Genomic DNA, 21,628 nt, shown 5'->3' on the forward strand with positions numbered 1-21,628 from the left:
CAAGTGGTGAAACCATGATTATCGTAACCGGCGGTGCTGGATTTATCGGCAGCAATATTATCAAAGCATTAAACAAAACCGGATATCAAGACATCCTGGTGGTCGATAACCTGAAGGATGGTACTAAATTCGCCAATCTGGTTGATTTAGAAATTGCTGATTATATTGATAAAGAAGATTTTCTGGCCCATATTCTCGCCGGTGACGATTTAGGCGATATTGATGCGATTTTCCATCAGGGAGCCTGCTCATCCACCACCGAGTGGGATGGCAAGTATATGATGGACAATAACTATCAATACTCCAAAGATTTGCTTCACTTCTGTCTGGATCGCCACATTCCATTCCTTTATGCGTCATCTGCTGCCACCTATGGTGGGCGTAGCGATAACTTCGTTGAAGACCGTCAATTTGAACAGCCTCTTAATGTATACGGCTATTCTAAATTCCTGTTTGATCAATATGTTCGTCAAATCTTGCCTCAGGCCGAATCGCAGATTTGCGGATTCCGTTATTTCAACGTGTATGGCCCACGGGAAAATCATAAGGGCAGCATGGCCAGCGTTGCTTTTCATCTGAATAATCAGATTAATAAAGGTGAAAATCCAAAGCTATTTTCAGGTAGCGAACAGTTTAAACGCGACTTTATCTATGTCGGTGACGTAGCCAATATGAACCTCTGGTTCTGGAAAAATGGCGCCTCGGGTATCTTTAACTGTGGAACGGGTCGCTCTGAATCCTTTCAGGAAGTTGCTGATGCGGTATTGGCTTTCCATAAAAAAGGGCATGTTGAATACATTCCCTTCCCTGAACATTTAAAAGGACGCTATCAGTCCTATACTCAAGCGGACCTTACTAAATTGAAAGCAACAGGTTATGATCTACCCTTCAAAACTGTTGCAGAAGGCGTGGCAGAATATATGGCCTGGCTGAATCAGGATAAATTATAAAGTTGAAATAACACAGTCACTCAATACGAAAGCCCTGTGTTAATAACCCCGGGCTTTTATTTTAACTATGTAGTAGCCGTGTCGTTTTACAACTGGAGCAGAATTGAGCATGAAAACGCTGATTATCGGGCCATCCTGGGTCGGTGATATGATGATGTCACAAAGCCTTTATCGCACTTTAAAGGCAGAAAACCCGGCAGTGGAAATAGACGTAATGGCACCAGCCTGGTGCCGTCCGCTACTAGCCCGAATGCCTGAAGTCAGTAAAGCGTTACCAATGCCTTTAGGTCATGGTGCACTGGCTATTGGAGAACGTCGCCAATTAGGTAAGCAATTACGTCAGGAGCAATATCAGCAAGCGATTGTTCTGCCAAACTCATTTAAATCAGCCCTGGTTCCTTTTTTTGCCCGGATACCCATTCGCACCGGATGGCGTGGAGAGATGCGATACGGCCTGCTAAACGACCTTCGCGTCTTGAATAAAGCAGCATTTCCCCTGATGGTTCAACGTTACGTGGCTTTAGCCTATAGCAAACAGCGTATTTCATGTGCCGAGGATATTCCTCAGCCTATTCTCTGGCCTCAGCTTCACGTTAGCCAGACCGAAATTGATACCACCACTGCCGAATTCAGCCTTAATAATAACCGACCTGTTATCGGATTTTGTCCCGGAGCTGAATTTGGCCCGGCAAAGCGTTGGCCTCACTATCACTATGCAACGTTGGCTAATAGTCTGATTCAGCAAGGATTCCAAATTGTGCTGTTTGGCTCAGAGAAAGACAGAGAAGCAGGAGAGGAGATTGTTCATGCACTTCCTGCGGAACTGCAGCCCCACTGTCATAACCTTGCCGGCAGCACAAAGCTGGATCAAGCCGTCATTCTGATCGCTGCCTGTCATGCTATTGTCAGTAACGATTCCGGTTTAATGCACATTGCGGCGGCGCTTAACAGACCTCTAGTTGCTCTTTATGGCCCAAGCAGCCCGGATTTTACACCACCACTCACCCATGATGCCAAAGTGATCCGCCTGATTACCGGTTACCATAAAGTACGCAAAGGTGATGCTCAACAGGGCTACCACCAGAGTTTAATTGATATTCAACCAGAACAGGTTTTAGCTGAACTCCAATTACTGTTAACCAGTAAGGAGAGCCGGTAATGAGGGTTCTGATAGTTAAAACTTCTTCCATGGGGGATGTTTTACATACTCTGCCAGCTCTCACTGATGCACAAAATGCGATCCCAAATATTCAGTTTGACTGGGTGGTTGAAGAGGGATTCGCACAGATTCCAGGCTGGCATAGCGCAGTTGACCAGGTTATTCCCGTAGCCATACGCCGCTGGAGAAAATCCTGGTTTAGTGCAGATACTCGTAAGGAAAGAGCTGAATTCATTGCTCAATTGCAACGACGCCATTACGACGCAGTCATTGATGCACAAGGGCTAATCAAAAGCGCCTTTCTGATTACTCGCAAAGCTAAAGGTATCAAACACGGGCAAGACCGCCATAGTGCCAGAGAACCTCTGGCCAGTTGGTTCTACGATGTAAAACACCCGATAGCTAAAAATCAGCATGCCGTTGAACGAACCCGACAGTTGTTTGCCCTCAGCCTTGGTTACTCAATACCAGACAACAAAGGTGATTATGGTATTGCCCGGCGTTTTCTGGCAACTCCTCCTGCAGATGCTAATCGTTATCTGGTTTTTCTTCATGCCACAACCCGCGACGATAAACACTGGCCCGAGCAGCATTGGCGCGAGTTGATTGCCCTTACCGCAGACTCTGGGTTTAAAATTAAGCTCCCCTGGGGGGCTCCTCATGAGCAGGAAAGAGCAAAACGTTTAGCGAAAGGCTTTCAACATGTTGAAGTTTTACCTAAACTACCCTTGGAAGAAATCGCAAATGTGTTGGCTGGAGCGAAAGCCGTTGTTTCTGTAGATACCGGACTGAGTCATCTTACTGCTGCACTGGACCGCCCCAACATAACCCTGTATGGACCAACAGATCCAGGGTTGATTGGGGGATATGGAAAAAATCAGAGTGAACTATGCGCCTCTGATAAAAATTTATTATCGCTGACGGCATCTTCAGTACAAGAAAAACTAAAAAGGTTTATGGGATGAAAACACTACATGTTATCAACTTAGGTAAAATGGGTGGTGTCGAGCGACTTTTTATTGAGTATATCAACAGCGACAATGCGAAAGATGACGAAATTCTCTGCATCGGTGACCACATTGGCGAAGAGATATTTACTCAGTTAAAAAATAGAAATATCAATTTTGCTAATCGGATCTCTTCGGGTTTTTCCGGTTCAAAGCTGAAGTACCCTTCATTTATCAGAAAATACATTCTGAAAAGAAAAATTGAACAAGCAAATGCCGATCTGGTTATTGTCTGGGATCTGGTTCCCAGCCTGCCTGGTAAGCCATCAAAAGGTAAGATGGTTTACTATGATCACGGTTGTTCATGGCGATACAAACATAATGAAAAAACATTGCGCTTCTTTTCTATGTTAAGCGGCTGCATATCTGCCTCTCATGCCTCTAAACGTGTTTTACAACTAAGATTCAATTTACCTTGCCCAATAGATGTTGTCGTAGACCGAATTTTACCCCCAAAAAATATCGACCATAACTCAAAAACAATGGGTGAATGTATCCATATTGGTACCGCCTCACGATTAGTTGGTCTTAAGGGAGTGAGCGTATCGATTCTGATGATAGCAGAGCTTGTTAAGCGCGGTATGAACGTAAAATTTCATATTGCAGGAAAAGGTCCTGAAGAACAAAATCTGAAAAATTTAGTATCCCGACTGGGATTGGATAACCACATTGAGTTTTTGGGTTTTAAGCAGGATCTTTCAGATTTTTTTAACCATATTCATATCTATATGAGTACGCCAGTGACTGAACCATTCGGCTTATCCTGTATGGAGGCACTGTATTATGGCGTTCCGGTTGTGTTCCCGATGATCGATGGACAACCTGAAGTGATTAAACATGGTTACTGTGGTACCGGGTTAATTCCTTGCATTACACCGCAAACACATTATGATCAAACGCAAATTAATGTCGATTTTCCTCATCAAATCTATGACCCAATAAATGATTGTTTATCTGATGCGCTTGTTTTATCACACATTGAATGCGCTGATGCCGTTGAAGACATAGTAAAAAACCATTATCAGGAATACCGAAATAATGCATTTCAGTATGTTCATGATAAATTTCAACACGATAAATTTAGAGAGGAATTAGATAATTCCCTGTTGTCTATAGCGAAAAATGAAAAAAATTGACATAAAAATCAGTAAATTGAACAACATTGCTACATTCATTATTGCTATTGGCTGTTTATTGTCGTTATTGATGATCCCATTGGATATTCCTGTCGGCCGCAAAATTTTCTATGCGTGCGGCTATTTATCCATCATTGGCGTACTGGTCAAATGGATCTATATTAAGCATTCATTTAAGAAACAGGACCTGCTGGTAGCATCGAGCCTTTTATTGTTTGGGCTGGTAAATATATTGTGGGTAGTGATTTTTAAGCCAGCGGAAAATTATAGCCCAATATATTCTGTATTTATGAATATCGGTAAACTATTAATCTTATCTTCATTTTTGTATTTATTTATTTCAGATAGCAAACAAAAAAACAATATTATTATTAGCGCAGTGATAATAATTTCTCTTGTAATGGATGCCTGTGTCTACTACCAACATTTTAAACTGGGCTATATAAGAGCAGATCTGGGTACAGAAAAAGCAACTATTGCTGCCTATATTATCAGTCTAATTAGTTCATTAGGTTTGTCTGCTGCTCTGGAAATAAAACACAAACTAAAGTTTTACTTGTCTTTCCTCCTGTTTATGATGGGATTTTCTGCTATTATATTGACTCAAACCAGAGCCGCTATTCTATTTTTTCCATTAATTTCATTATTTAGCATAGCAATTAATAAAAATATATCTAAAGCAGCGATCATGAAAGCCATTGGGGTTTTTATTGTTATCATTATAGCATTTGGATTTATCTTTAAAGATAAGTTAACTAGCCGTTATCATGATATAACTAACGATTGGTCTCAATATCAAAAAAGTAACAGTGATACCTCTATTGGAGCAAGATTTGCAATGGCAATTGTTGGCCTGAAGTCAGGAATTGATTCACCATTAGGGCAATCTGCAGAAGACAGAGCTGAAAGAGTCATGAAAATAGTTACATTAGATCAAACGCTTTTTGGTGCAAATCAGTATGTAAATATTCATCTACATAATGAAGTCATTGATAACTTCTCTCTAAAAGGGATATTGGGAGTAGCTCTTTTACTATTTATTTATATATCTATAATATATAAATCTATACGCCCAGAATTAAATATCCTGGCATTAGGCATAATATTTAACACAATCGTTTATGGAATCAGCGACGTTCTATTCTTCAGTAAGGAATTTACTGCAACATTTATCTTATGCCTTGTCATTAGCATATTGATCAATAACTCTAAAGATAATATCGTTAATCATGAAAAAGAATAACTTTATACTTAGCGTCATAATTCCTTGCTATAACAGCGAGGAATTCATTACTCAGTGTCTTTTATCTATTACTGAGCAAACTCCTGCGGATAAAGTTCAAATCATTATTATTAATGATGGTTCCAAAGACCAGTCCGATGGTGTTATTAAAGATTTTCTTTCTTCATATAATAATCAGAACATTATATATCAATACCGAAGCAATGCCGGGGTATCCGCAGCCAGAAACGCCGGACTGGATCTTGCTGAAGGTAATTACATTACTTTTATCGACTCTGACGACCTGCTAAGAAATAACTATTGGTCCGTGATTGAGCCACTGATTCTTTCTGAGCAATACGACTTGATTGATTTTAAATACGATCGTTTTTATCAGAATAATAACGATGAGATTAAGATTTTATCTCATCCTAACTCATACCAAAGCACCTCTGAATATAATCTGGCGCAAACTTTCAAAACGTCGGCCTGGCACGTCTGGACCAGAGTGATTAAAAGAGAGCTGGCAACGGCAGAGTATTTTGAAGTAGGAAAGCGTTATGAAGATATGCTGTATACCCCTTATCTGTATCTAAAGGCCCAAAAGATACTGCATTTAGATCACTCGCTTTATTTATACAGAGATAATCCTAATAGTATTACCCGCAATATCAGGGCAGAAGATATACAAGATATCTCTCTTTCCGTAAAGAAAATGGTCCGCTATATCAAAGAGACTCATCAGGAAAATGACGAACAGTTGAAAGAATTAACCACCTATATGATCGTTAATTTTATTCAGGAAGTTCGTAAGATGTATAAAAAAATATACGGTTATTACAACTATAACGACACAACCATTGAGGAGATCAAAGAGTTTCTGTCATATTGTGACAGAAAGCATATTAGTCTTCGAACCTATCTGCGTATGAGATTTCCTCAGGTAGACAGAATACTCTCGCGCTTAAGATACAAACGATGTAAACCCTCAAAATAATCAGGCTAAATATCTTATGCCCTGATCATAATGCTAGTTTTTAGCTTGAACTTCAGACTGATAAAACTCCGCCATTGTCATTCCCTGAGTACGTTCACTCAACCATACAAATAACTCTTCAAGATCGCGATATAATTGTTCTATTGAAGCTTCATCTTTAAACGTTGGGCTTCCTCCCGGCATAAACTCTGAAGAATGGAGCATAAATTCCACATAATTTTTGCCTTCGTTCAGACATTGCTGAGCTACGTGCTTCATTTCTTGGACATTATTGCCTTTTGGGCGAAGCCAGCGGGTTGACGGTGGACGTTTTTTACCGCGCAAACCATCATAAAATTGCTTAAAGGAGTTTTGCAATGAACCATATTTTAAACGTGTACTCATCGGAACCTGCAGCAAACTCGAGGTACCAGGTTTAGAAATATCGCTCAGATCCATAAAGTAAGCGCTATCAGGGAATTGACTGTAGTTTGTTCCGCCCTCAGCGTGTGGATTCCCCTTTACCGAACTCCAGTCAACATAAGGAGTAACAGAGCAATCAACCTGATAGCCAAACTCATGTAATAACTGAGCATATTGTTCATTAAAAACCCAACGCCCCGCACGATGGCTTACCATCTTAGTACTGAAGGTATCTTCTAATAATTTAGTCATAGCGATCACTTTCTCGCGCATAACCTTTTCAGGATACTCAATCAGGTAAGGCTTATAACGATCGTCATCATCAGTCAAAGCGTAAAGAGGAGGACTATTCCAGGCATGCAGATGCATACCAACTTCCCCTTGTTTACTCGCAATAACCTCTTTGGCAAAAGCAATATAATTGGGTGAAACTGCCATTTCATAGTTTGTAAGGTAAGTCGGTTTAAAACCATATTTCTCACACAATTGCTGAAAGCGCTCCAAATAGTTAGCGTTGTGAGTAGAAATATTCCTGGTATTAACCCAAAGATTATCGCCTTCAGTATCAATAGAAATCAGGAAAGCAGGTTTCTGTACCATATAACAAACGTCTTCTCTTCTATGCTCTGGATAAACTAATGCTACTCACTCTGGCCAGCGGGTGCAAATGAAGTCTGCTCCATCACTAAATTTTACTCATATCGACTAACACGATCGATCGCTAAAGTGATGTTATACTGACGCGATTGATGACCCTAAGTCCTCTTTTTCGCAAGGAATACCGGTATGAACCCAATCCGTCTTGCTATCGTCCGGCAAAAATACCGTCCGGATGGCGGCGCTGAACGCTTTATCTCCCGAGCACTGGAAGCGTTAAAAGATCATAACCTTTCACTGAATGTTATTACGCGGGAATGGCAAGGCGAACAAAATCCTGACTGGCATATTTTTCACTGTAATCCAACCAAATGGGGAAGGATCAGCAGAGAAAAAGGGTTTGCTCAGGCTGCGCGACAAATTTGGCAGAAAGAACATTTCGATTTAGTTCAAAGTCATGAACGTATTCCGGGCTGTGATATTTACCGGGCAGGAGATGGGGTCCATCAACGCTGGCTACAGCAACGAGCCAGAATACTGCCAGCCTGGCGTCAAAAACTCCTGTTTAATGACCGTTATCATCGCTATGTTATGAATGCAGAGAAAGAGATGTATTCTGCACCAGAATTGCGAGCCGTTATCTGTAATGCAAACATGATTAAACAAGAGATCATGGAAGATTTTGGCGTACCTGAAGATAAAATTAACGTTATCTATAACGCTATTGATAGCCAGCGCTTTATTCCTGTAGATGAACAACAAAGACACCAAATCCGCACCCAGTTAAATATCGACGCCAATGTCTCCTGTCTGATTTATGTCGGTTCCGGCTTTGAACGTAAGGGATTAGAAGCGGCTATCAGGGCAATTACCCCTACTCAACGTCACCTGATGGTTGTCGGCAAAGACAAAGAAGAAAAGCGCTATAAACATCTGGCAGCCAGCTTAGGCTGCCAAAATCGCGTGCATTTTGTTGGTGTACAAAATAACGTATTACCCTATTACCAGATTGCTGATGGCTTACTGTTACCGTCATTATACGATCCATTTCCTAACGTTATTTTAGAAGCTATGGCTTGTGGATTACCTGTTATCACCAGTAATACCTGCGGTGGTGCAGAATTCATTGAGTCCGGAATCAATGGCTTTGTTTGCGATGCCTTGGATATTAATGCCTTAACAACGTCAATTAACCAACTGCCGCAACATGCATTAGGCTCTTCAATGGGGCTGGCAGCCAGAGAAAGAGTCTTGCATCAGAATGCCAGCCTGCTTTCACAGCAATTAGTGAGTCTGTATCAACGCCTGATGAGTAACTAAATGAGAATTCTATTTATTATTGATGGACTTCCCGGCGGCGGCGCCGAAAAAGTGGTACTGACGCTGGCCGAAGGGATAAAAAATTTGGGGCACCAGGTTTCATTAATCTCTCTGCGTGATGTCTGTGATTACCCTATTCCGGCAGGAATTGAATATACGGTGCTATCTGACGATTCTCGTGTTTTCTGGCGAAAACTAACCGAAATTAATCGCCGTGCCAGACAGCTGGATCAAGAAATTATCAATCGTCAAAACGGTGATGGTCAATTCGATCTGGTATTTTCTAACTTGCATAAAACGGACCGCATTGTCAGCCAGTGCCGAAGCCTCAACTGGTCAAAAGTCTGGTTTTGTATTCATGGCGTCTTTTCTACTTCCTATTTGGGAAACAAGCAGGGTTTCAGCCATTGGCTGAAAAAACAAAAAATCAGCCGGGTTTACCAACATAAAAATATTGTTGGAGTTTCTCAGGCAGCGCTCAACGATCTGATTCAACAATTTGATATTACTACGAAAAAAACGGCCCATATTGCCAACCCATTTGATATTGATATGATCCGTTCCCTTGCTTCAGAGCCTTGTGAACTGGCCGGAACCGATTATTTGATTCACGTTGGTCGTTTACATCCCAATAAACGTCATGACCGTCTGCTAAAAGCCTATGCTAAAACCCAGCTTTCTTATCCTTTAGTATTAATTGGTAAAGGCAGTAATGAATATACTGAAAAACTGAAGAATCTGACAAAAGAGCTCAATATTGAGAATAGAGTGAGATTTATGGGTTTTTGTTCTAACCCGTACCCCTATATCAAACATGCTAAAACACTGATATTGAGTTCAGACAGCGAAGGCTTTGGCAATGTGTTGGTTGAGGCTCTCATCTGCAACACTCCGGTCGTTAGCACTAACTGCCCTGGGGGGCCCGCAAGTATACTCACGGGTAATTTAGCGGTTGGTCTGTCTGAATTAAATGAAGATGATTTGGCAAAAAAGATCATTTTAGTTACGAATCAGCCACCAACAATAGAAGAAAAACCACTTCTGGACTATGGTATTATTCCAACCAGTTCAAAGTACCTCGCTCTCGCGAACGATTAATTAGTTTAAAATATTACCGGACGCCATCTGACGTCCGGTAATTGTGGATATATTATGTTGCGGTTGATTTACTCATTTCTGCTGTACTTACTACAACCTCTGATATGGCTTCGCTTGTTTCTGCGTGGCCGTAAAGCACCAGCCTATAAAAAACGCTGGGCAGAACGATATGGATTTTGCAAAGGTAAAGTTAAACCTGATGGCATCATGCTGCATTCTGTTTCCGTGGGTGAAACATTAACGGCCATCCCTCTGGTCAGAGCATTACGTTACCGTTACCCAACATTGCCGATTACCGTAACCACCATGACACCAACGGGCTCAGAGCGGGTCTTGTCCGCATTTGGCGATGACGTTCATCATGTTTACCTGCCTTATGATTTACCGGGTTCAGTGAACCGCTTTCTGAATCAGGTCAGGCCCAAGTTAGTTATCATCATGGAAACCGAACTTTGGCCAAATTTAATCCATCAGTTAAATAAACGTCACGTTCCCTTGGTTATTGCCAATGCTCGCCTGTCAGAACGCTCTGCTAATGGTTATAGTAAGCTGGGTAGTACCATACGAACCATGCTGCAAAAAATTACGCTAATCGCCGCACAGAATCAGGAAGATGGTGAACGATTCATTCAACTGGGTTTGAAACGTTCGCATCTGGCGGTAACCGGTAGCCTTAAGTTTGATATTTCCGTTACCCCAGAACTTTCCGCCAGAGCGTTAAGTTTAAGACGCCAATGGGCCCCCCATCGCCCTGTATGGATTGCGGCCAGTACTCATGATGGAGAAGAAGGTATTTTGCTGGCAGCCCATGCCAACCTTCTCAAACGCTTTCCCGACCTATTACTGATTTTAGTTCCCCGTCATCCGGAACGCTTCCCGATTGCTCAACAGCTAACGTCGCAGGCTGGACTGAAGTTTATTACCCGTAGCAGTGGCGATGTGCCGACAGCGGATACGCAGGTAGTCATAGGTGATACTATGGGAGAACTCATGTTGCTGTATGGTATTGCTGACCTGGCTTTTGTTGGTGGTAGTCTGGTGGAGCGTGGCGGTCACAACCCTCTGGAACCTGCTGCCCACGGTATTCCGGTATTGATGGGGCCACATATTTTCAACTTTAAAGATATCTGTAACAAACTGGAACAAGCCGAAGGTCTGATAACGATTAAAGATGCAGACACTTTAGTTGACGCTATTGAGCCGCTGCTGACAGATGAAGAGTACCGTAGCTATCGCGGACAAAGAGCCGTTAATGTACTGTTGCAAAATCAGGGGGCGCTGGAAAAACTCCTGACGCTTTTAGAACCCTATTTACCAGCCCGGAGCCATTAACTCGTGGATAAAAAACGTCTTTCGGTGGTGATAATTGCAAAAAATGAAGCCGAATTGTTGGCTGATTGTCTGCAATCTGCTCAATGGGCCGATGAAATTATTTTGCTGGATAGCGGTAGTACCGATAACACCCTGCAAATCGCACAACAACATAATGCTAAAATTTTCTCCCACTCTGAGTGGCTGGGCTATGGTAAACAACGTCAGCTAGCTCAAAGCCATGCCAGTGGCGATTACATTTTTATGATTGATGCCGATGAGCGTATAACACCTGAATTGCGCGCCTCTATCGAGCACATTATTCATAGTGAAGTTCATCATCCTGAACAGGTATATAGCTGCCCACGTCGTAACTACTTTTTAGGCCGATTTATGCGCCACAGCGGTTGGTATCCCGACCGTGTTATTCGGCTATATCAAAATAGTCTTTATCGCTATAACAACAACCTGGTTCACGAATCGGTAGACTATGGTAATGCGCAGGTCATTTCTCTGAATGGTGATCTGTTGCACTTAACCTGCCGGGATTATTTTGTCTTTCAGAGAAAGCAATTCAACTATGCAGAAGGCTGGGCCAGACAAAGCTATCAGCGCGGAAAAAGAGCCTCAATGTTCTCTGCAGTGACCCATTCTGCCGGGGCATTTTTTAAAACGTGGCTGTTGCGGCGCGGCTTTATGGATGGAAAACACGGTTTCCTTCTTGCTTGTATCAATGCTCAATATACATTTAATAAATATGCAGCTCTCTGGGCAATCCACCAACAGGAGAACATCAGCCAATGACCTTACGCAGAGCTGAATTCACTAAAGCGATCTATCCGGGTACCTTTGATCCCATGACCAATGGTCATTTGGATATCATCACCCGCAGCGTAAATATGTTTGATCACTTAGTCCTTGCCATTGCCCGTAGTCCCGGTAAAAACACACTTTTTTCTCTGGAAGAGCGGGTTGAACTGGCCAAAGCCGTTACCGCTCATCTTCCCAGCGTTGAAGTCGTTGGGTTTGGTGAACTCATGGCCCATTTTGCTCAAAAACAAAAAGCTAATGTCCTGATTCGTGGGTTACGGGCAATATCTGATTTTGAATATGAACTTCAGCTGGCCAGTATGAACCGTCACCTTATGGCTGATTTAGAAAGTATTTTTCTGATGCCTTCAGAGAAATGGTCGTTCGTCTCCTCTTCTCTGGTGAAAGAGGTTGCCCGCCACGGCGGCGATGTAAGTTCATTTTTACCGCCCGTGGTTGCAGAGGCTTTACTGAAAAAACTGGGTTGATTAACGCTGGCAGTGGCGACAGAAAAAGGTCGTTCGCTGCCCGTGCTTTTCACTTTCAATCAAGGTACCACAAGCTTTGCACGGTTCCCCTGCCCGGCCATAAACCTGCAATTCCTGAGCAAAATAACCGGGTTTACCGTCAGCCTGTAGAAAATCCTTCAGGGTTGTTCCCCCTTGCTCAATGGATCGTTGTAAAACTTTCTTGATCGTTACAGCCAGCTGCTGTGCCTCAGATTCCGTTAATGAACCCGCCGGACGTTGTGGCAATATTTTTGCCTCAAACAGTGATTCGCTGGCGTAGATATTGCCCACACCAACCACCAATTTATTATCCATCAGCCACGGTTTGATAAGCGTTTTTTTGTTACGTGAGCGAGTAAACAGATATTCTCCACTAAACGCATCGCTTAGCGGTTCTGGCCCCAGATGTTTAAGTACATTACTGGTGGCCAAATCTTCTTCCCACAGCCAGGCACCAAAACGTCTTGGATCGGTATAACGCAATACTTGCCCCGTAGACAGAATGAAATCCACATGGTCATGCTTACCCGGCTCAATAAATTCCGGCAGAATTCTGACGCTACCCGACATCCCCAGATGACCGATAATCCAACCGTTGGGCAGTTCAATCAGCAGATATTTGGCTCGTCGCTGAACGCTTATAACAGGTGCATTTTCTAACGCCATAATTTGCCCGGAAACTGGCCAGCGTAATTTAGGCTGGCGAACAACGGCTTTGACAATATGATGCCCAACCATATAGGGCTCTATTCCGCGACGGCTGGTTTCTATTTCCGGTAATTCTGGCATTGACGACCTTCCTGTTTTTACTTTTATGCCACAAAATACCGATCATACACATAAGCGGATATGACATAAAGTTACCCCGACGTTTCATCAACAGATAATCTTCAGGCAATAAAAAACCCGACCAAAGTCGGGTTTTGATATACGTTATACAACGAAAATAAAATTACTTAATTTTAGCTTCTTTGTACAGAACGTGTTGACGGACAACTGGATCGAATTTCTTCAATTCCAATTTTTCCGGCTTAGTACGCTTGTTCTTCGTGGTGGTATAGTAGTGACCTGTACCAGCTGAAGAAACCAGCTTGATCTTCTCGCGAATACCTTTAGCCATGGTTCAGTTCCTTAAAACTTCTCACCGCGGGCACGAAGATCGGCTAACACCGCATCGATACCCTTTTTATCAATTACACGCATACCTTTAGCAGATACACGCAAAGTTACAAAGCGCTTTTCACTCTCAATCCAAAAACGATGTGAGTGCAGGTTAGGCAGAAAACGACGCTTGGTCGCATTCAGTGCGTGAGAGCGGTTGTTACCACTCATTGGGCGCTTGCCGGTAACTTGGCAGACTCGTGACATGTCAAAATTCTCCAAAAATCAAATCAGCTCGAGCTTCGTTAGGATGTTGGCTGCCTCGTCAGGCCTTAGAGCCAATCTCAGCAAATTCAGCCGAGATGAGACGTTAAGTCAGGTCGGAACCTGCTGAGATAGGCTCTCATACCACATCCGTGATCCTCAAAGGTGGCGTAGTATACGCCCTTAGCCGGCAGGGCTCAAGTACTGAACGGACAAAGATCCCATAAGATCGCAAAAAATACCTTAAATCCACCCTCTTTCGGCGAATGAAACGTACTCTCCACGCCCAATAACAATGTGATCAAGCACTTGAATATCCAGTAACAAGCAGGCTTCCCTCACTTTTTCAGTGACGTAACGATCCGCCTGACTGGGTTCTGCCATTCCGGAGGGGTGATTATGCGCTAATATGACCGCCGCTGCATTTGATTTTAACGCCTCGCGCACAATCTCTCTGGGGTGTACTTCAACACTGTTTAGCGTGCCGGTGAACATCTCCTTATGATAAAGCACCCTATTCTGGTTATTCAAAAACATCACAATAAAAATTTCACGATCCCGCTGGGCCAGTAAACTTTGCAAATAACGCCGGGTAATCTGTGGATTATTAATTGAACACTCTTTGGCCAGTTGATGCCCTAAAAAACGCCGAGAGAGTTCAACGGATGCTTGCAACTGAGAATATTTAGCCAGTCCCAACCCCCTGATATCACAAAATCGAACATAATCTGCAGAGATCAGTCCATATAAAGAACCGAATTCTTTTAATAATTGCCGTGCAAAATCCAGCACATGAACCCCGGAAACTCCCGTACGTAAAAAAATCGCCAGTAATTCATCATCAGAAAGCGATGAAGCACCATTCTGTAATAATTTTTCTCTGGGAGCACCTTGAGCACTCCATACCTTCACTGTCGTATTTATCATCCTATCCTCCCGCTATCAACATTCTGATAGTGAAGAGAAAACAATACGAACCTGAAAAATAATTTCTGGAAGCTTTATCCAAAAATAAAATCGCGGGAATCATTCTGTTCGCATTTATTCTGAAGGCATCGCACAGATTATTCATCAATACCGCCTTAAACAGGCGATAAACAAGACTCGGAGCTGGCAAAACGGTTATGATTTTTTGTTATAGCATCTTACAATTACTGTATATATAATCAGTAAAAGATGTTCGTTTTATGCTCATCTCGTCGATATTGGTATATAAAGGTATTCATACAGCAGAAACATGCTGCCTGTAATCTGTCACGCTAGCGGTGATAAAGTTGCTTCAGACAGATAGTCCTCCTTCGACGGGGTTATGATAAAATCCTCAACACGCTTTTAATCATCAGGGGCAATGACCCTGACAATCTATAGGGCAGTTATCATGGCAATGTTGAACGGTAAAAAAATTGTGCTGGGTATCAGCGGTGGTATTGCTGCTTATAAATGCCCGGAAATAGTACGCCGCCTGAAAGATCAGGGGGCGGACGTACGCGTTGTCATGACGCCAGCGGCAAAAGCATTTATTACCCCACTCACGTTGCAGGCTGTTTCTGGTTATCCGGTTTCTGATGATTTACTTGATCCCGCGGCAGAAGCCTCTATGGGCCATATAGAGCTGGGCAAATGGGCCGATCTGGTGGTTATTGCCCCCGCCACTGCAGATATACTGGCCCGTATTGCTGCCGGAATGGCAAACGACCTGTTAACCACGATCTGTCTGGCTACCAGTGCTCCTGTTGCTGCGGTTCCCGCCATGAACCAGCAAATGTATCGGGCTCAGGCAACTCAACATAATTTACAAGTTTTGGCTTCGCGTAATCTCCTTTTATGGGGACCTGACAGCGGTTCACAGGCATGTGGTGATGTCGGCCCTGGAAGAATGCTGGATCCACTTTGTATTGTTAAACACTGCGTCGATTTTTTTAATCCCGTTCAGGATCTTGCTGGCATCAACATCATGCTTACCGCAGGTCCTACCCGGGAAGCACTGGACCCCGTTCGCTTCATCAGCAACCACAGCTCCGGAAAAATGGGTTATGCTATTGCAAAAGCCGCTGCTGAGCGAGGTGCTACCGTCACGCTGGTCAGTGGTCCGGTCCAATTACCCACTCCTGTGAACGTTACTCGCATTAATGTCACCAGTGCGCTGGAAATGCGTGAGGCCGTTATGCAGTTGGCGGGGTCTCAAAACATTTTTATTGCCTGTGCTGCCGTTGCCGACTACCGTGCTGAGCATATCGCCGATGAGAAAATTAAAAAACAGGGCGACGATTTGGTCTTAAAAATGGTAAAAAATCCCGATATTGTCGCCGAGGTAGCGGCGATGACCGCTAACCGCCCTTTTGTTGTAGGGTTTGCGGCTGAAACCCAAAATGTGGAAGAATACGCGCGGCTCAAACTGGCCCGCAAAAATCTTGATCTTATTTGCGCGAATAATGTATCGCTGTCTGGTCAAGGTTTTAACAGTGATACCAATGCATTACACCTGTACTGGTCAAACGGCGAGATGAGTCTGCCCCTGAGCGACAAATCTTCGCTTGGTCAAAAACTGATGGACGAGATAGTCAAACGTTATGATGAAAAAAATTGACGTAAAAATTCTGGATCCCCGTATTGGCAGCACCTTTCCACTGCCAACCTATGCGACCGTTGGCTCTGCCGGATTAGACCTGCGAGCCTGTCTGGACGCGGCAATGACGCTGAATCCGGGAGAAACCCAGCTATTACCAACCGGTCTGGCGATTCATATTGCCGATCCTTCACTCGCTGCGGTGATCTTACCTCGTTCGGGTCTTGGTCATAAGCATGGTGTGGTATTAGGCAATCTGGTTGGTTTAATTGACTCTGACTATCAGGGGCAACTTATGGTTTCCGTCTGGAACCGTGGTCAAACGCCATTTGTTGTTGAACCTGGCGAGCGTATTGCCCAAATGGTTTTCGTACCTGTGGTACAGGCCGAATTCAATATTGTTGAAGACTTTGAAAGCAGTGAACGCGGTGAAGGTGGTTTTGGCCACTCTGGTCGCCAGTAATTATTTCCGTTTTGAATGCCATAATAAAATAGTGTAACTCAACACTATCGTTAGTTGTTTGGAAGTGGGCGGAACCCCACTTCTTATTAGGATGTCACTGGACATGGTCGAAAAAGTAACAAAGAAAAATCGCAAGGAAGACATACTGCAAGCGCTGGCTCAAATGCTCGAGTCAAGCGACGGTAGTCAGCGAATTACTACAGCAAAACTTGCTGCCACTGTTGGTGTTTCAGAGGCGGCTTTGTATCGCCATTTTCCCAGTAAAATGCGCATGTTCGATAGTCTGATTGAGTTTATCGAAGATAGCCTCAATAGCCGTATTAACCTAATCTTGCAGGATGAGAAAGATACCTATAATCGCATCCGCTTAATCATATTATTAGTGCTTGGTTTTGCAGAAAAAAATCCGGGGTTAACCCGAATTATGACCGGGCACGCCTTAATGTTTGAGCAAGACCGGCTTCAGGGACGAATTAACCAGCTATTTGAACGGATAGAAACCCAGTTACGTCAGGTTCTACGGGAGAGGAAACTGCGTGAAGGGCAGTCGTTTAGTTATGATGAAGGGCTGATTGCCAGCCAGTTACTCGCTTTCTGTGAAGGGATGATGTCACGCTTTGTTCGCTCAGAATTTCGTTATCGCCCAACGGAAGAGTTTGAACTGCGTTGGCCAATGCTGGTTCTGCAATTGCAGTAATCTAAATAGCACGACTGAACGCTTGAATAGAAAAACCCCCGAAGCGATAACCTTCGGGGGTTTTCTTTTAGTCAGATACAAACAGAGAGTAAATACGCTGTTCTCACCGGTTATTTCTGGCTGTTTTCAGGTTTTGCTACTGCGCCATACTTTTCGGCTTTCACCTCTTCCCGTACTTTCGCCACATCACTTTCCGTCACTGTAGATGCCTTATTACCCCAACTATTGCGAATAAAGTTAACCACATCCGCAATTTGTTTATCTGTCAGTCGGACATCAAAAGCCGGCATATCATAAGATGTTGGTGCTTTTATGGTTGCTGGTACCACGCCACCTTTCAGAACGATATGGATCAGAGAGGTTGCATCGCTGGTCGCCAGTACCGGATTTCCTGCCAGCGCCGGGAACACTTCTGCATAACCTTTACCATCAGTTCGGTGGCAAGCTGCGCAGTTATCAACATATACACTCCCGCCAACCATACTGTCATCGCCGTTAAATAGCGCTTTAGATACCGTTTCATCGTACTTAAACGGCTGTTGTTCAGCAGATTTTGGCGGCAACGTTTTCAGATAACGAGCAATCGCGGTTAAATCTTCATTGCTCATATACTGCATGCTTTGAACAACCACATCACTCATCCCACCAAACACGGCAGTGTGGGCAGTACGACCGGTGCTGAGGAATTGAACCAGTTGTTCTTCCGTCCAACTACCTAAACCGTCTCGCTGATCGCCACGTAGATTCTTAGGAACCCATCCATCCATCGGCTCACCGCCGGACAGATAAAGATCGCCCTCTTCACTGGTTAAGGCTTTTTCCTGCATACCAAAACCGCGAGGGCTATGACATGCACCGCAGTGCCCTAATCCTTCAACCAGATAAGCACCGCGTGCAACCACAGCGTCCTGATGCTCTGTCGCTTTAAATGCTTTAACCTCTGGTGCGAAAGTCCAGCGCCATACAGAGAGTGGCCAACGCATAGAGAGCGGCCAGGTGATATCAGTATCTTTATTCGCCTGATTAACCGGCTGTACACCATGCATAAAGTAGGCATACAATGCCTGCATATCCTCATCCGTTACCCGAGCATAAGAAGGGTAAGGCATGGCAGGATACAGCGTATGATCCTTACCAATACCGTGACGCACGGCATTATCAAAATCGGTAAAGCTGTACTCACCAATACCGGTCTGTTTATCCGGAGTTATATTGGTAGAAAAGATGGTTCCGATCGGAGATTCAATAGGCAGTCCCCCGGCAAACGGCTGACCACCTGATGCCGTATGGCATGCCACACAATCACCAGCACGAGCAAGGTATTCCCCCTGCTTAATCAGTTTGGCATCCGTATAATCAATATTTTCCGCAGCCCAGGCAGACGTTACTAAGCCCATGGTTAAACTGGCGGCAAGAAGCAGTTTTTTCATTTTTCCGTCTCCTGTTATGCCTGCACCAGTGGGCCAGGGTTCTTCAGATATTGCTCACGTATGGCATGTGCTGACCAGTAGGTTAATGCCCCCACCAACCCGGTTGGGTTATAACCAAAGTTTTGTGGAAATACGCAAGCCCCCATAACAAAGACATTTGGTACATCCCAGCTTTGCAGATAACGGTTTACTACGCTGGTTTTAGGGTCGCTGCCCATAATGGCGCCCCCGGTATTATGGGTTGTCTGATAAGGTCGGGTGTCATACTGTGCGCCCAATTTTTTGGCATTCACCTTATAAGATTCAGGGTTCATTGCTTTGGCAATTTCCCCGGCTTTGTTGGTCGTAAACTGCGCCATCTTGATCTCATTGTCATGCCAGTTAAAGGTCATACGTAACAACGGCTGACCATTGCTATCAGTATAGTTGGGATCGAGATCCAGATAGCTGTCGCGATACGACATCACCGAACCGGATGAACTGATGCTCATTGCCCGCTGATAGCTATCCTGAACTGCACCCTTCCATTCAGAACCCCAGGAAGGCGTACCGGCAGGAACCGTTGCTTGCTTAATAGGACGTCCACCTGAACGGTGATGGTTTATATTCGCACCACCAACAAACCCAAGTGGGCCATGGTCAAAGTTATCACCATTGAAATCATCAATTGCTTGTCCACCGGCGCCAGTACCAATAAATGGGTTCAGCGTTGTGCCTTTAGGCATCATTAGGCTAACGGAATTCAACATTTGATAAGCATAGTTTTTTCCCACTACCCCTTCATTAGTCATTGGGTTATAGGGTTGACCAATTTTGGACAGCAGCAGTAAACGCACATTGTGCATCTGGAAGGCGCTTAGAATCACGATACTGGCAGGCTGTTCTACTTCCCGCCCTTGTGGATCGATATAGGTTACACCGGTGGCTTTTTTGCCGGTAGAGTCCAGATTAACCCGAATCACCTGAGACTGAGTACGCAACTCAAAGTTAGGCTTTCTTAATAACACCGGAAGAATAGTGGTTTGTGGCGATGCCTTAGAATAGAGATAGCAGGTATAGTGTTCACAGTAACCACAGAAATTACAGGGTCCTAACCTGACACCATAAGGATTGGTATAGGCTTCTGAAGCGTTGGATGCCGGGATCGGGAATGGTTTATAACCCAACTCACTGGCCGCTTTAGCAAACAGCTGAGCGCTGTATACGTCTTTTAGTGGCGGCAGAGGATAAGGTTTACTGCGCGACGCTTCAAACCGGTTGCCGCCCTCCAGCTTTTCACCATTGACATTACCGGCTAACCCGGAAACACCGCACACATATTCAAACTGGGTAAAATAGGGTTCAAGCTCTTCATAGCTGACACCAAAATCCTGAATCGTCATCCCTTCCGGAATGAAATCTTTACCGTATCGTTCTTCATAGTGGCTACGAATTTTTAGCTCTTCCGGCAAAGCACGCCAGTGTAAGCCATTCCAGTGAAGGCCCGCACCACCCACGCCGGTACCTAATAAAAACGAGCCGTGCTGACGATAGGGAACTGCCTGCTCACTCACACTGTGACGAATAGTCACGGTCTCTTTGGAAAGATCCTGAAATAGCTTACCACGTACCGAATAAGCCAGTTCATCCGCCACATTTGGATATTTACCATCCGTTGGCGTATCGCGCATTTCTCCACGTTCCAGCGCCAGTACGTTCAAACCCGCTTCGGTTAACTCCTGGCCCATAATGGCGCCCGTCCAGCCAAAACCGACCAGAACAACATCAACGGCTTCTTTTTTGATCGACATATTGATTATCCCCGCTCGCCTGATATTGATACTGGCCCTAATGGATAAGGCCGCTCAGAATGTTCTACCCAATCCATAAAATCAGCCCGGGCACCAGGGAAACCAACCATTTTCCATCCCACCAAATGACGGTTACCACCATATTGAGGATCGGCGAAATAGCCCTCTTTGGTATTGGTCAGTAAATAAGAAAAGAAGGTTTTTGCCGGTACGTCACCCAGTTCAATTTTTCCTGCTTCCAACTGTTTAAGTACCGCAATCTGAGTCTCTTTATCCAGCTCGGCAAAGGTTTTCTTGTACTGCTGTTGGCACCATTTGTCACAACCGCTGATGCCCAGGTGGTAAAGATCCCGGGGTACCAGCTTTAGCTGATAGCCAAACTCGGGGGTCGCATCCGGATGAAAAGGCCCTTTCATATACCAGAGTTCACCACGGCCGTAGGGGGTATCCATCTGGCGGTCGATAAATTCCGGTACACAGGCTTTAATCGCACCAGCACCGTATTGATCTTCAGGGATCAATAAATCACAGGCTGCCAGAACAAAGGCCCATTCAGCCTGATTAAAGAATGTTGGCTTATAGTCGCTGGATGGTGAAGGGGAATCCGCCTGAGCGATATTAGAAACTAATCCGCTGCTGGCAATGGCGACCACGGGAATAACACCAAATCCTTTACGCAAGAAATCGCGCCGGGAATTGGAATGTTTGATATCAGACATTGGCTTCCTCGCTTATCCTATTTTTATCGCTTTTTTTGATTTTGATCATATTTTGTTAACATGAACGCTCAAATAGAATA

At 44.2% G+C, this 21,628-nt stretch carries 22 protein-coding genes; 14 read left to right on the plus strand and 8 right to left on the minus strand.

What is annotated here, in order from left to right; translation table 11 throughout:
* Positions 1-14: 14 nt before the first annotated feature.
* The 6 genes from rfaD to EKN56_RS19440 all read left to right on the plus strand — a co-directional run bounded on the left by rfaD (position 15) and on the right by EKN56_RS19440 (position 6,471).
* Positions 15-950 carry an ADP-glyceromanno-heptose 6-epimerase gene (gene rfaD / locus EKN56_RS19415; protein WP_130593295.1) on the plus strand — a complete coding sequence of 312 codons (936 nt, stop codon included), beginning with the start codon at positions 15-17 and terminating at the stop codon, positions 948-950.
* A 109-nt stretch (positions 951-1,059) separates the two neighbouring features.
* Complete coding sequence (gene rfaF / locus EKN56_RS19420) at positions 1,060-2,109, plus strand: ADP-heptose--LPS heptosyltransferase RfaF (RefSeq protein ID WP_130593296.1); 1,050 nt, start codon at positions 1,060-1,062, stop codon at positions 2,107-2,109.
* Entirely contained in the window at positions 2,109-3,074 is a 966-nt protein-coding gene (rfaC, locus tag EKN56_RS19425; RefSeq protein WP_130593297.1) for a lipopolysaccharide heptosyltransferase RfaC, read from the plus strand. Before rfaF ends, rfaC begins: the two co-directional genes overlap by 1 nt.
* Entirely contained in the window at positions 3,071-4,252 is a 1,182-nt protein-coding gene (locus tag EKN56_RS19430) for a glycosyltransferase (RefSeq protein ID WP_130593298.1), read from the plus strand. Before rfaC ends, EKN56_RS19430 begins: the two co-directional genes overlap by 4 nt.
* A complete protein-coding gene (locus tag EKN56_RS19435) occupies positions 4,239-5,495 on the plus strand; it encodes an O-antigen ligase family protein (protein WP_130593299.1) in 1,257 nt (418 codons plus the stop codon). The genes EKN56_RS19430 and EKN56_RS19435 overlap by 14 nt, the downstream gene beginning before the upstream one ends.
* Positions 5,482-6,471 carry a glycosyltransferase gene (locus EKN56_RS19440; protein ID WP_130593300.1) on the plus strand — a complete coding sequence of 330 codons (990 nt, stop codon included), beginning with the start codon at positions 5,482-5,484 and terminating at the stop codon, positions 6,469-6,471. Before EKN56_RS19435 ends, EKN56_RS19440 begins: the two co-directional genes overlap by 14 nt.
* A gap of 33 nt (positions 6,472-6,504) precedes the next feature.
* Here the strand turns inward: EKN56_RS19440 and EKN56_RS19445 are convergent, their stop codons facing one another.
* Complete coding sequence (locus tag EKN56_RS19445; RefSeq protein ID WP_130593301.1) at positions 6,505-7,473, minus strand: polysaccharide deacetylase family protein; 969 nt, start codon at positions 7,471-7,473, stop codon at positions 6,505-6,507.
* A gap of 186 nt (positions 7,474-7,659) precedes the next feature.
* On the opposite strand from EKN56_RS19445, the gene EKN56_RS19450 reads away from it, so the two are divergent.
* From EKN56_RS19450 to coaD, 5 genes are read left to right on the plus strand one after another with little or no spacing between them, the layout of a single operon-like run.
* Positions 7,660-8,790, plus strand: a complete 1,131-nt coding sequence (locus tag EKN56_RS19450) for a glycosyltransferase family 4 protein (RefSeq protein ID WP_130593302.1) — start codon at positions 7,660-7,662, stop codon at positions 8,788-8,790.
* Positions 8,791-9,888, plus strand: coding sequence for a glycosyltransferase (locus EKN56_RS19455; RefSeq protein WP_130593303.1), 1,098 nt, complete (start codon positions 8,791-8,793; stop codon positions 9,886-9,888). It abuts the gene before it with no gap.
* Between the two features lie 54 nt (positions 9,889-9,942).
* Complete coding sequence (gene waaA, locus EKN56_RS19460) at positions 9,943-11,220, plus strand: lipid IV(A) 3-deoxy-D-manno-octulosonic acid transferase (protein WP_130593304.1); 1,278 nt, start codon at positions 9,943-9,945, stop codon at positions 11,218-11,220.
* 3 nt (positions 11,221-11,223) lie between these two features.
* Positions 11,224-12,003, plus strand: a complete 780-nt coding sequence (locus EKN56_RS19465) for a glycosyltransferase family 2 protein (protein ID WP_130593305.1) — start codon at positions 11,224-11,226, stop codon at positions 12,001-12,003.
* Complete coding sequence (gene coaD / locus EKN56_RS19470; RefSeq protein ID WP_130593306.1) at positions 12,000-12,497, plus strand: pantetheine-phosphate adenylyltransferase; 498 nt, start codon at positions 12,000-12,002, stop codon at positions 12,495-12,497. The genes EKN56_RS19465 and coaD overlap by 4 nt, the downstream gene beginning before the upstream one ends.
* Here coaD and mutM read toward each other — a convergent pair whose 3' ends face one another.
* The 4 genes from mutM to radC form a co-directional block, all read right to left on the minus strand.
* Entirely contained in the window at positions 12,498-13,307 is an 810-nt protein-coding gene (gene mutM / locus EKN56_RS19475; protein WP_130593307.1) for a bifunctional DNA-formamidopyrimidine glycosylase/DNA-(apurinic or apyrimidinic site) lyase, read from the minus strand. It lies immediately after the preceding gene.
* Between the two features lie 163 nt (positions 13,308-13,470).
* A complete protein-coding gene (rpmG, locus tag EKN56_RS19480; protein WP_029093261.1) occupies positions 13,471-13,638 on the minus strand; it encodes a 50S ribosomal protein L33 in 168 nt (55 codons plus the stop codon).
* Between the two features lie 11 nt (positions 13,639-13,649).
* The gene (gene rpmB / locus EKN56_RS19485; protein WP_108900751.1) at positions 13,650-13,886 is read right to left on the minus strand and encodes a 50S ribosomal protein L28; all 237 of its coding nucleotides are present in this window, start codon (positions 13,884-13,886) and stop codon (positions 13,650-13,652) included.
* Positions 13,887-14,126: 240 nt separating this feature from the next.
* Positions 14,127-14,810: a RadC family protein gene (gene radC, locus EKN56_RS19490; RefSeq protein ID WP_130593308.1), complete on the minus strand. Its 684-nt coding sequence runs from the start codon at positions 14,808-14,810 to the stop codon at positions 14,127-14,129.
* A 451-nt stretch (positions 14,811-15,261) separates the two neighbouring features.
* On the opposite strand from radC, the gene coaBC reads away from it, so the two are divergent.
* The 3 genes from coaBC (at position 15,262) to slmA (ending at position 17,609) form a co-directional block, all read left to right on the plus strand.
* Entirely contained in the window at positions 15,262-16,470 is a 1,209-nt protein-coding gene (coaBC, locus tag EKN56_RS19495) for a bifunctional phosphopantothenoylcysteine decarboxylase/phosphopantothenate--cysteine ligase CoaBC (RefSeq protein WP_130593309.1), read from the plus strand.
* Complete coding sequence (gene dut, locus EKN56_RS19500; RefSeq protein WP_130593310.1) at positions 16,454-16,912, plus strand: dUTP diphosphatase; 459 nt, start codon at positions 16,454-16,456, stop codon at positions 16,910-16,912. Before coaBC ends, dut begins: the two co-directional genes overlap by 17 nt.
* A gap of 103 nt (positions 16,913-17,015) precedes the next feature.
* The gene (gene slmA / locus EKN56_RS19505) at positions 17,016-17,609 is read left to right on the plus strand and encodes a nucleoid occlusion factor SlmA (RefSeq protein WP_130593311.1); all 594 of its coding nucleotides are present in this window, start codon (positions 17,016-17,018) and stop codon (positions 17,607-17,609) included.
* Positions 17,610-17,719: 110 nt separating this feature from the next.
* Here slmA and EKN56_RS19510 read toward each other — a convergent pair whose 3' ends face one another.
* From EKN56_RS19510 to EKN56_RS19520, 3 genes are read right to left on the minus strand one after another with little or no spacing between them, the layout of a single operon-like run.
* A complete protein-coding gene (locus EKN56_RS19510; protein ID WP_130593312.1) occupies positions 17,720-19,039 on the minus strand; it encodes a cytochrome c in 1,320 nt (439 codons plus the stop codon).
* Between the two features lie 14 nt (positions 19,040-19,053).
* Positions 19,054-20,829, minus strand: coding sequence for a GMC family oxidoreductase (locus tag EKN56_RS19515; RefSeq protein WP_130593313.1), 1,776 nt, complete (start codon positions 20,827-20,829; stop codon positions 19,054-19,056).
* A gap of 5 nt (positions 20,830-20,834) precedes the next feature.
* Complete coding sequence (locus tag EKN56_RS19520; RefSeq protein ID WP_130593314.1) at positions 20,835-21,548, minus strand: gluconate 2-dehydrogenase subunit 3 family protein; 714 nt, start codon at positions 21,546-21,548, stop codon at positions 20,835-20,837.
* Between the last annotated feature and the right edge of the window lie 80 nt (positions 21,549-21,628).

It is taken from the genome of Limnobaculum zhutongyuii, from assembly GCF_004295645.1.
GTDB classification, from domain to species: domain Bacteria; phylum Pseudomonadota; class Gammaproteobacteria; order Enterobacterales; family Enterobacteriaceae; genus Limnobaculum; species Limnobaculum zhutongyuii.

Excerpts from the sequence above, each read along its gene's own strand:
- mutM (WP_130593307.1), bottom strand. The coding sequence starts at position 13,307 with ATGCCAGAATTACCGGAAATAGAAACCAGCCGTCGCGGAATAGAGCCC.
- EKN56_RS19450 (WP_130593302.1), top strand. The coding sequence starts at position 7,660 with ATGAACCCAATCCGTCTTGCTATCGTCCGGCAAAAATACCGTCCGGAT.
- EKN56_RS19430 (WP_130593298.1), top strand. The coding sequence starts at position 3,071 with ATGAAAACACTACATGTTATCAACTTAGGTAAAATGGGTGGTGTCGAG.
- dut (WP_130593310.1), top strand. The coding sequence starts at position 16,454 with ATGATGAAAAAAATTGACGTAAAAATTCTGGATCCCCGTATTGGCAGC.
- waaA (WP_130593304.1), top strand. The coding sequence starts at position 9,943 with ATGTTGCGGTTGATTTACTCATTTCTGCTGTACTTACTACAACCTCTG.
- EKN56_RS19510 (WP_130593312.1), bottom strand. The coding sequence starts at position 19,039 with ATGAAAAAACTGCTTCTTGCCGCCAGTTTAACCATGGGCTTAGTAACG.
- rpmB (WP_108900751.1), bottom strand. The coding sequence starts at position 13,886 with ATGTCACGAGTCTGCCAAGTTACCGGCAAGCGCCCAATGAGTGGTAAC.
- EKN56_RS19520 (WP_130593314.1), bottom strand. The coding sequence starts at position 21,548 with ATGTCTGATATCAAACATTCCAATTCCCGGCGCGATTTCTTGCGTAAA.
- rfaF (WP_130593296.1), top strand. The coding sequence starts at position 1,060 with ATGAAAACGCTGATTATCGGGCCATCCTGGGTCGGTGATATGATGATG.
- radC (WP_130593308.1), bottom strand. The coding sequence starts at position 14,810 with ATGATAAATACGACAGTGAAGGTATGGAGTGCTCAAGGTGCTCCCAGA.
- rpmG (WP_029093261.1), bottom strand. The coding sequence starts at position 13,638 with ATGGCTAAAGGTATTCGCGAGAAGATCAAGCTGGTTTCTTCAGCTGGT.
- EKN56_RS19455 (WP_130593303.1), top strand. The coding sequence starts at position 8,791 with ATGAGAATTCTATTTATTATTGATGGACTTCCCGGCGGCGGCGCCGAA.
- coaD (WP_130593306.1), top strand. The coding sequence starts at position 12,000 with ATGACCTTACGCAGAGCTGAATTCACTAAAGCGATCTATCCGGGTACC.
- EKN56_RS19445 (WP_130593301.1), bottom strand. The coding sequence starts at position 7,473 with ATGGTACAGAAACCTGCTTTCCTGATTTCTATTGATACTGAAGGCGAT.
- EKN56_RS19515 (WP_130593313.1), bottom strand. The coding sequence starts at position 20,829 with ATGTCGATCAAAAAAGAAGCCGTTGATGTTGTTCTGGTCGGTTTTGGC.
- rfaC (WP_130593297.1), top strand. The coding sequence starts at position 2,109 with ATGAGGGTTCTGATAGTTAAAACTTCTTCCATGGGGGATGTTTTACAT.
- coaBC (WP_130593309.1), top strand. The coding sequence starts at position 15,262 with ATGGCAATGTTGAACGGTAAAAAAATTGTGCTGGGTATCAGCGGTGGT.
- EKN56_RS19440 (WP_130593300.1), top strand. The coding sequence starts at position 5,482 with ATGAAAAAGAATAACTTTATACTTAGCGTCATAATTCCTTGCTATAAC.
- rfaD (WP_130593295.1), top strand. The coding sequence starts at position 15 with ATGATTATCGTAACCGGCGGTGCTGGATTTATCGGCAGCAATATTATC.
- EKN56_RS19435 (WP_130593299.1), top strand. The coding sequence starts at position 4,239 with ATGAAAAAAATTGACATAAAAATCAGTAAATTGAACAACATTGCTACA.
- slmA (WP_130593311.1), top strand. The coding sequence starts at position 17,016 with ATGGTCGAAAAAGTAACAAAGAAAAATCGCAAGGAAGACATACTGCAA.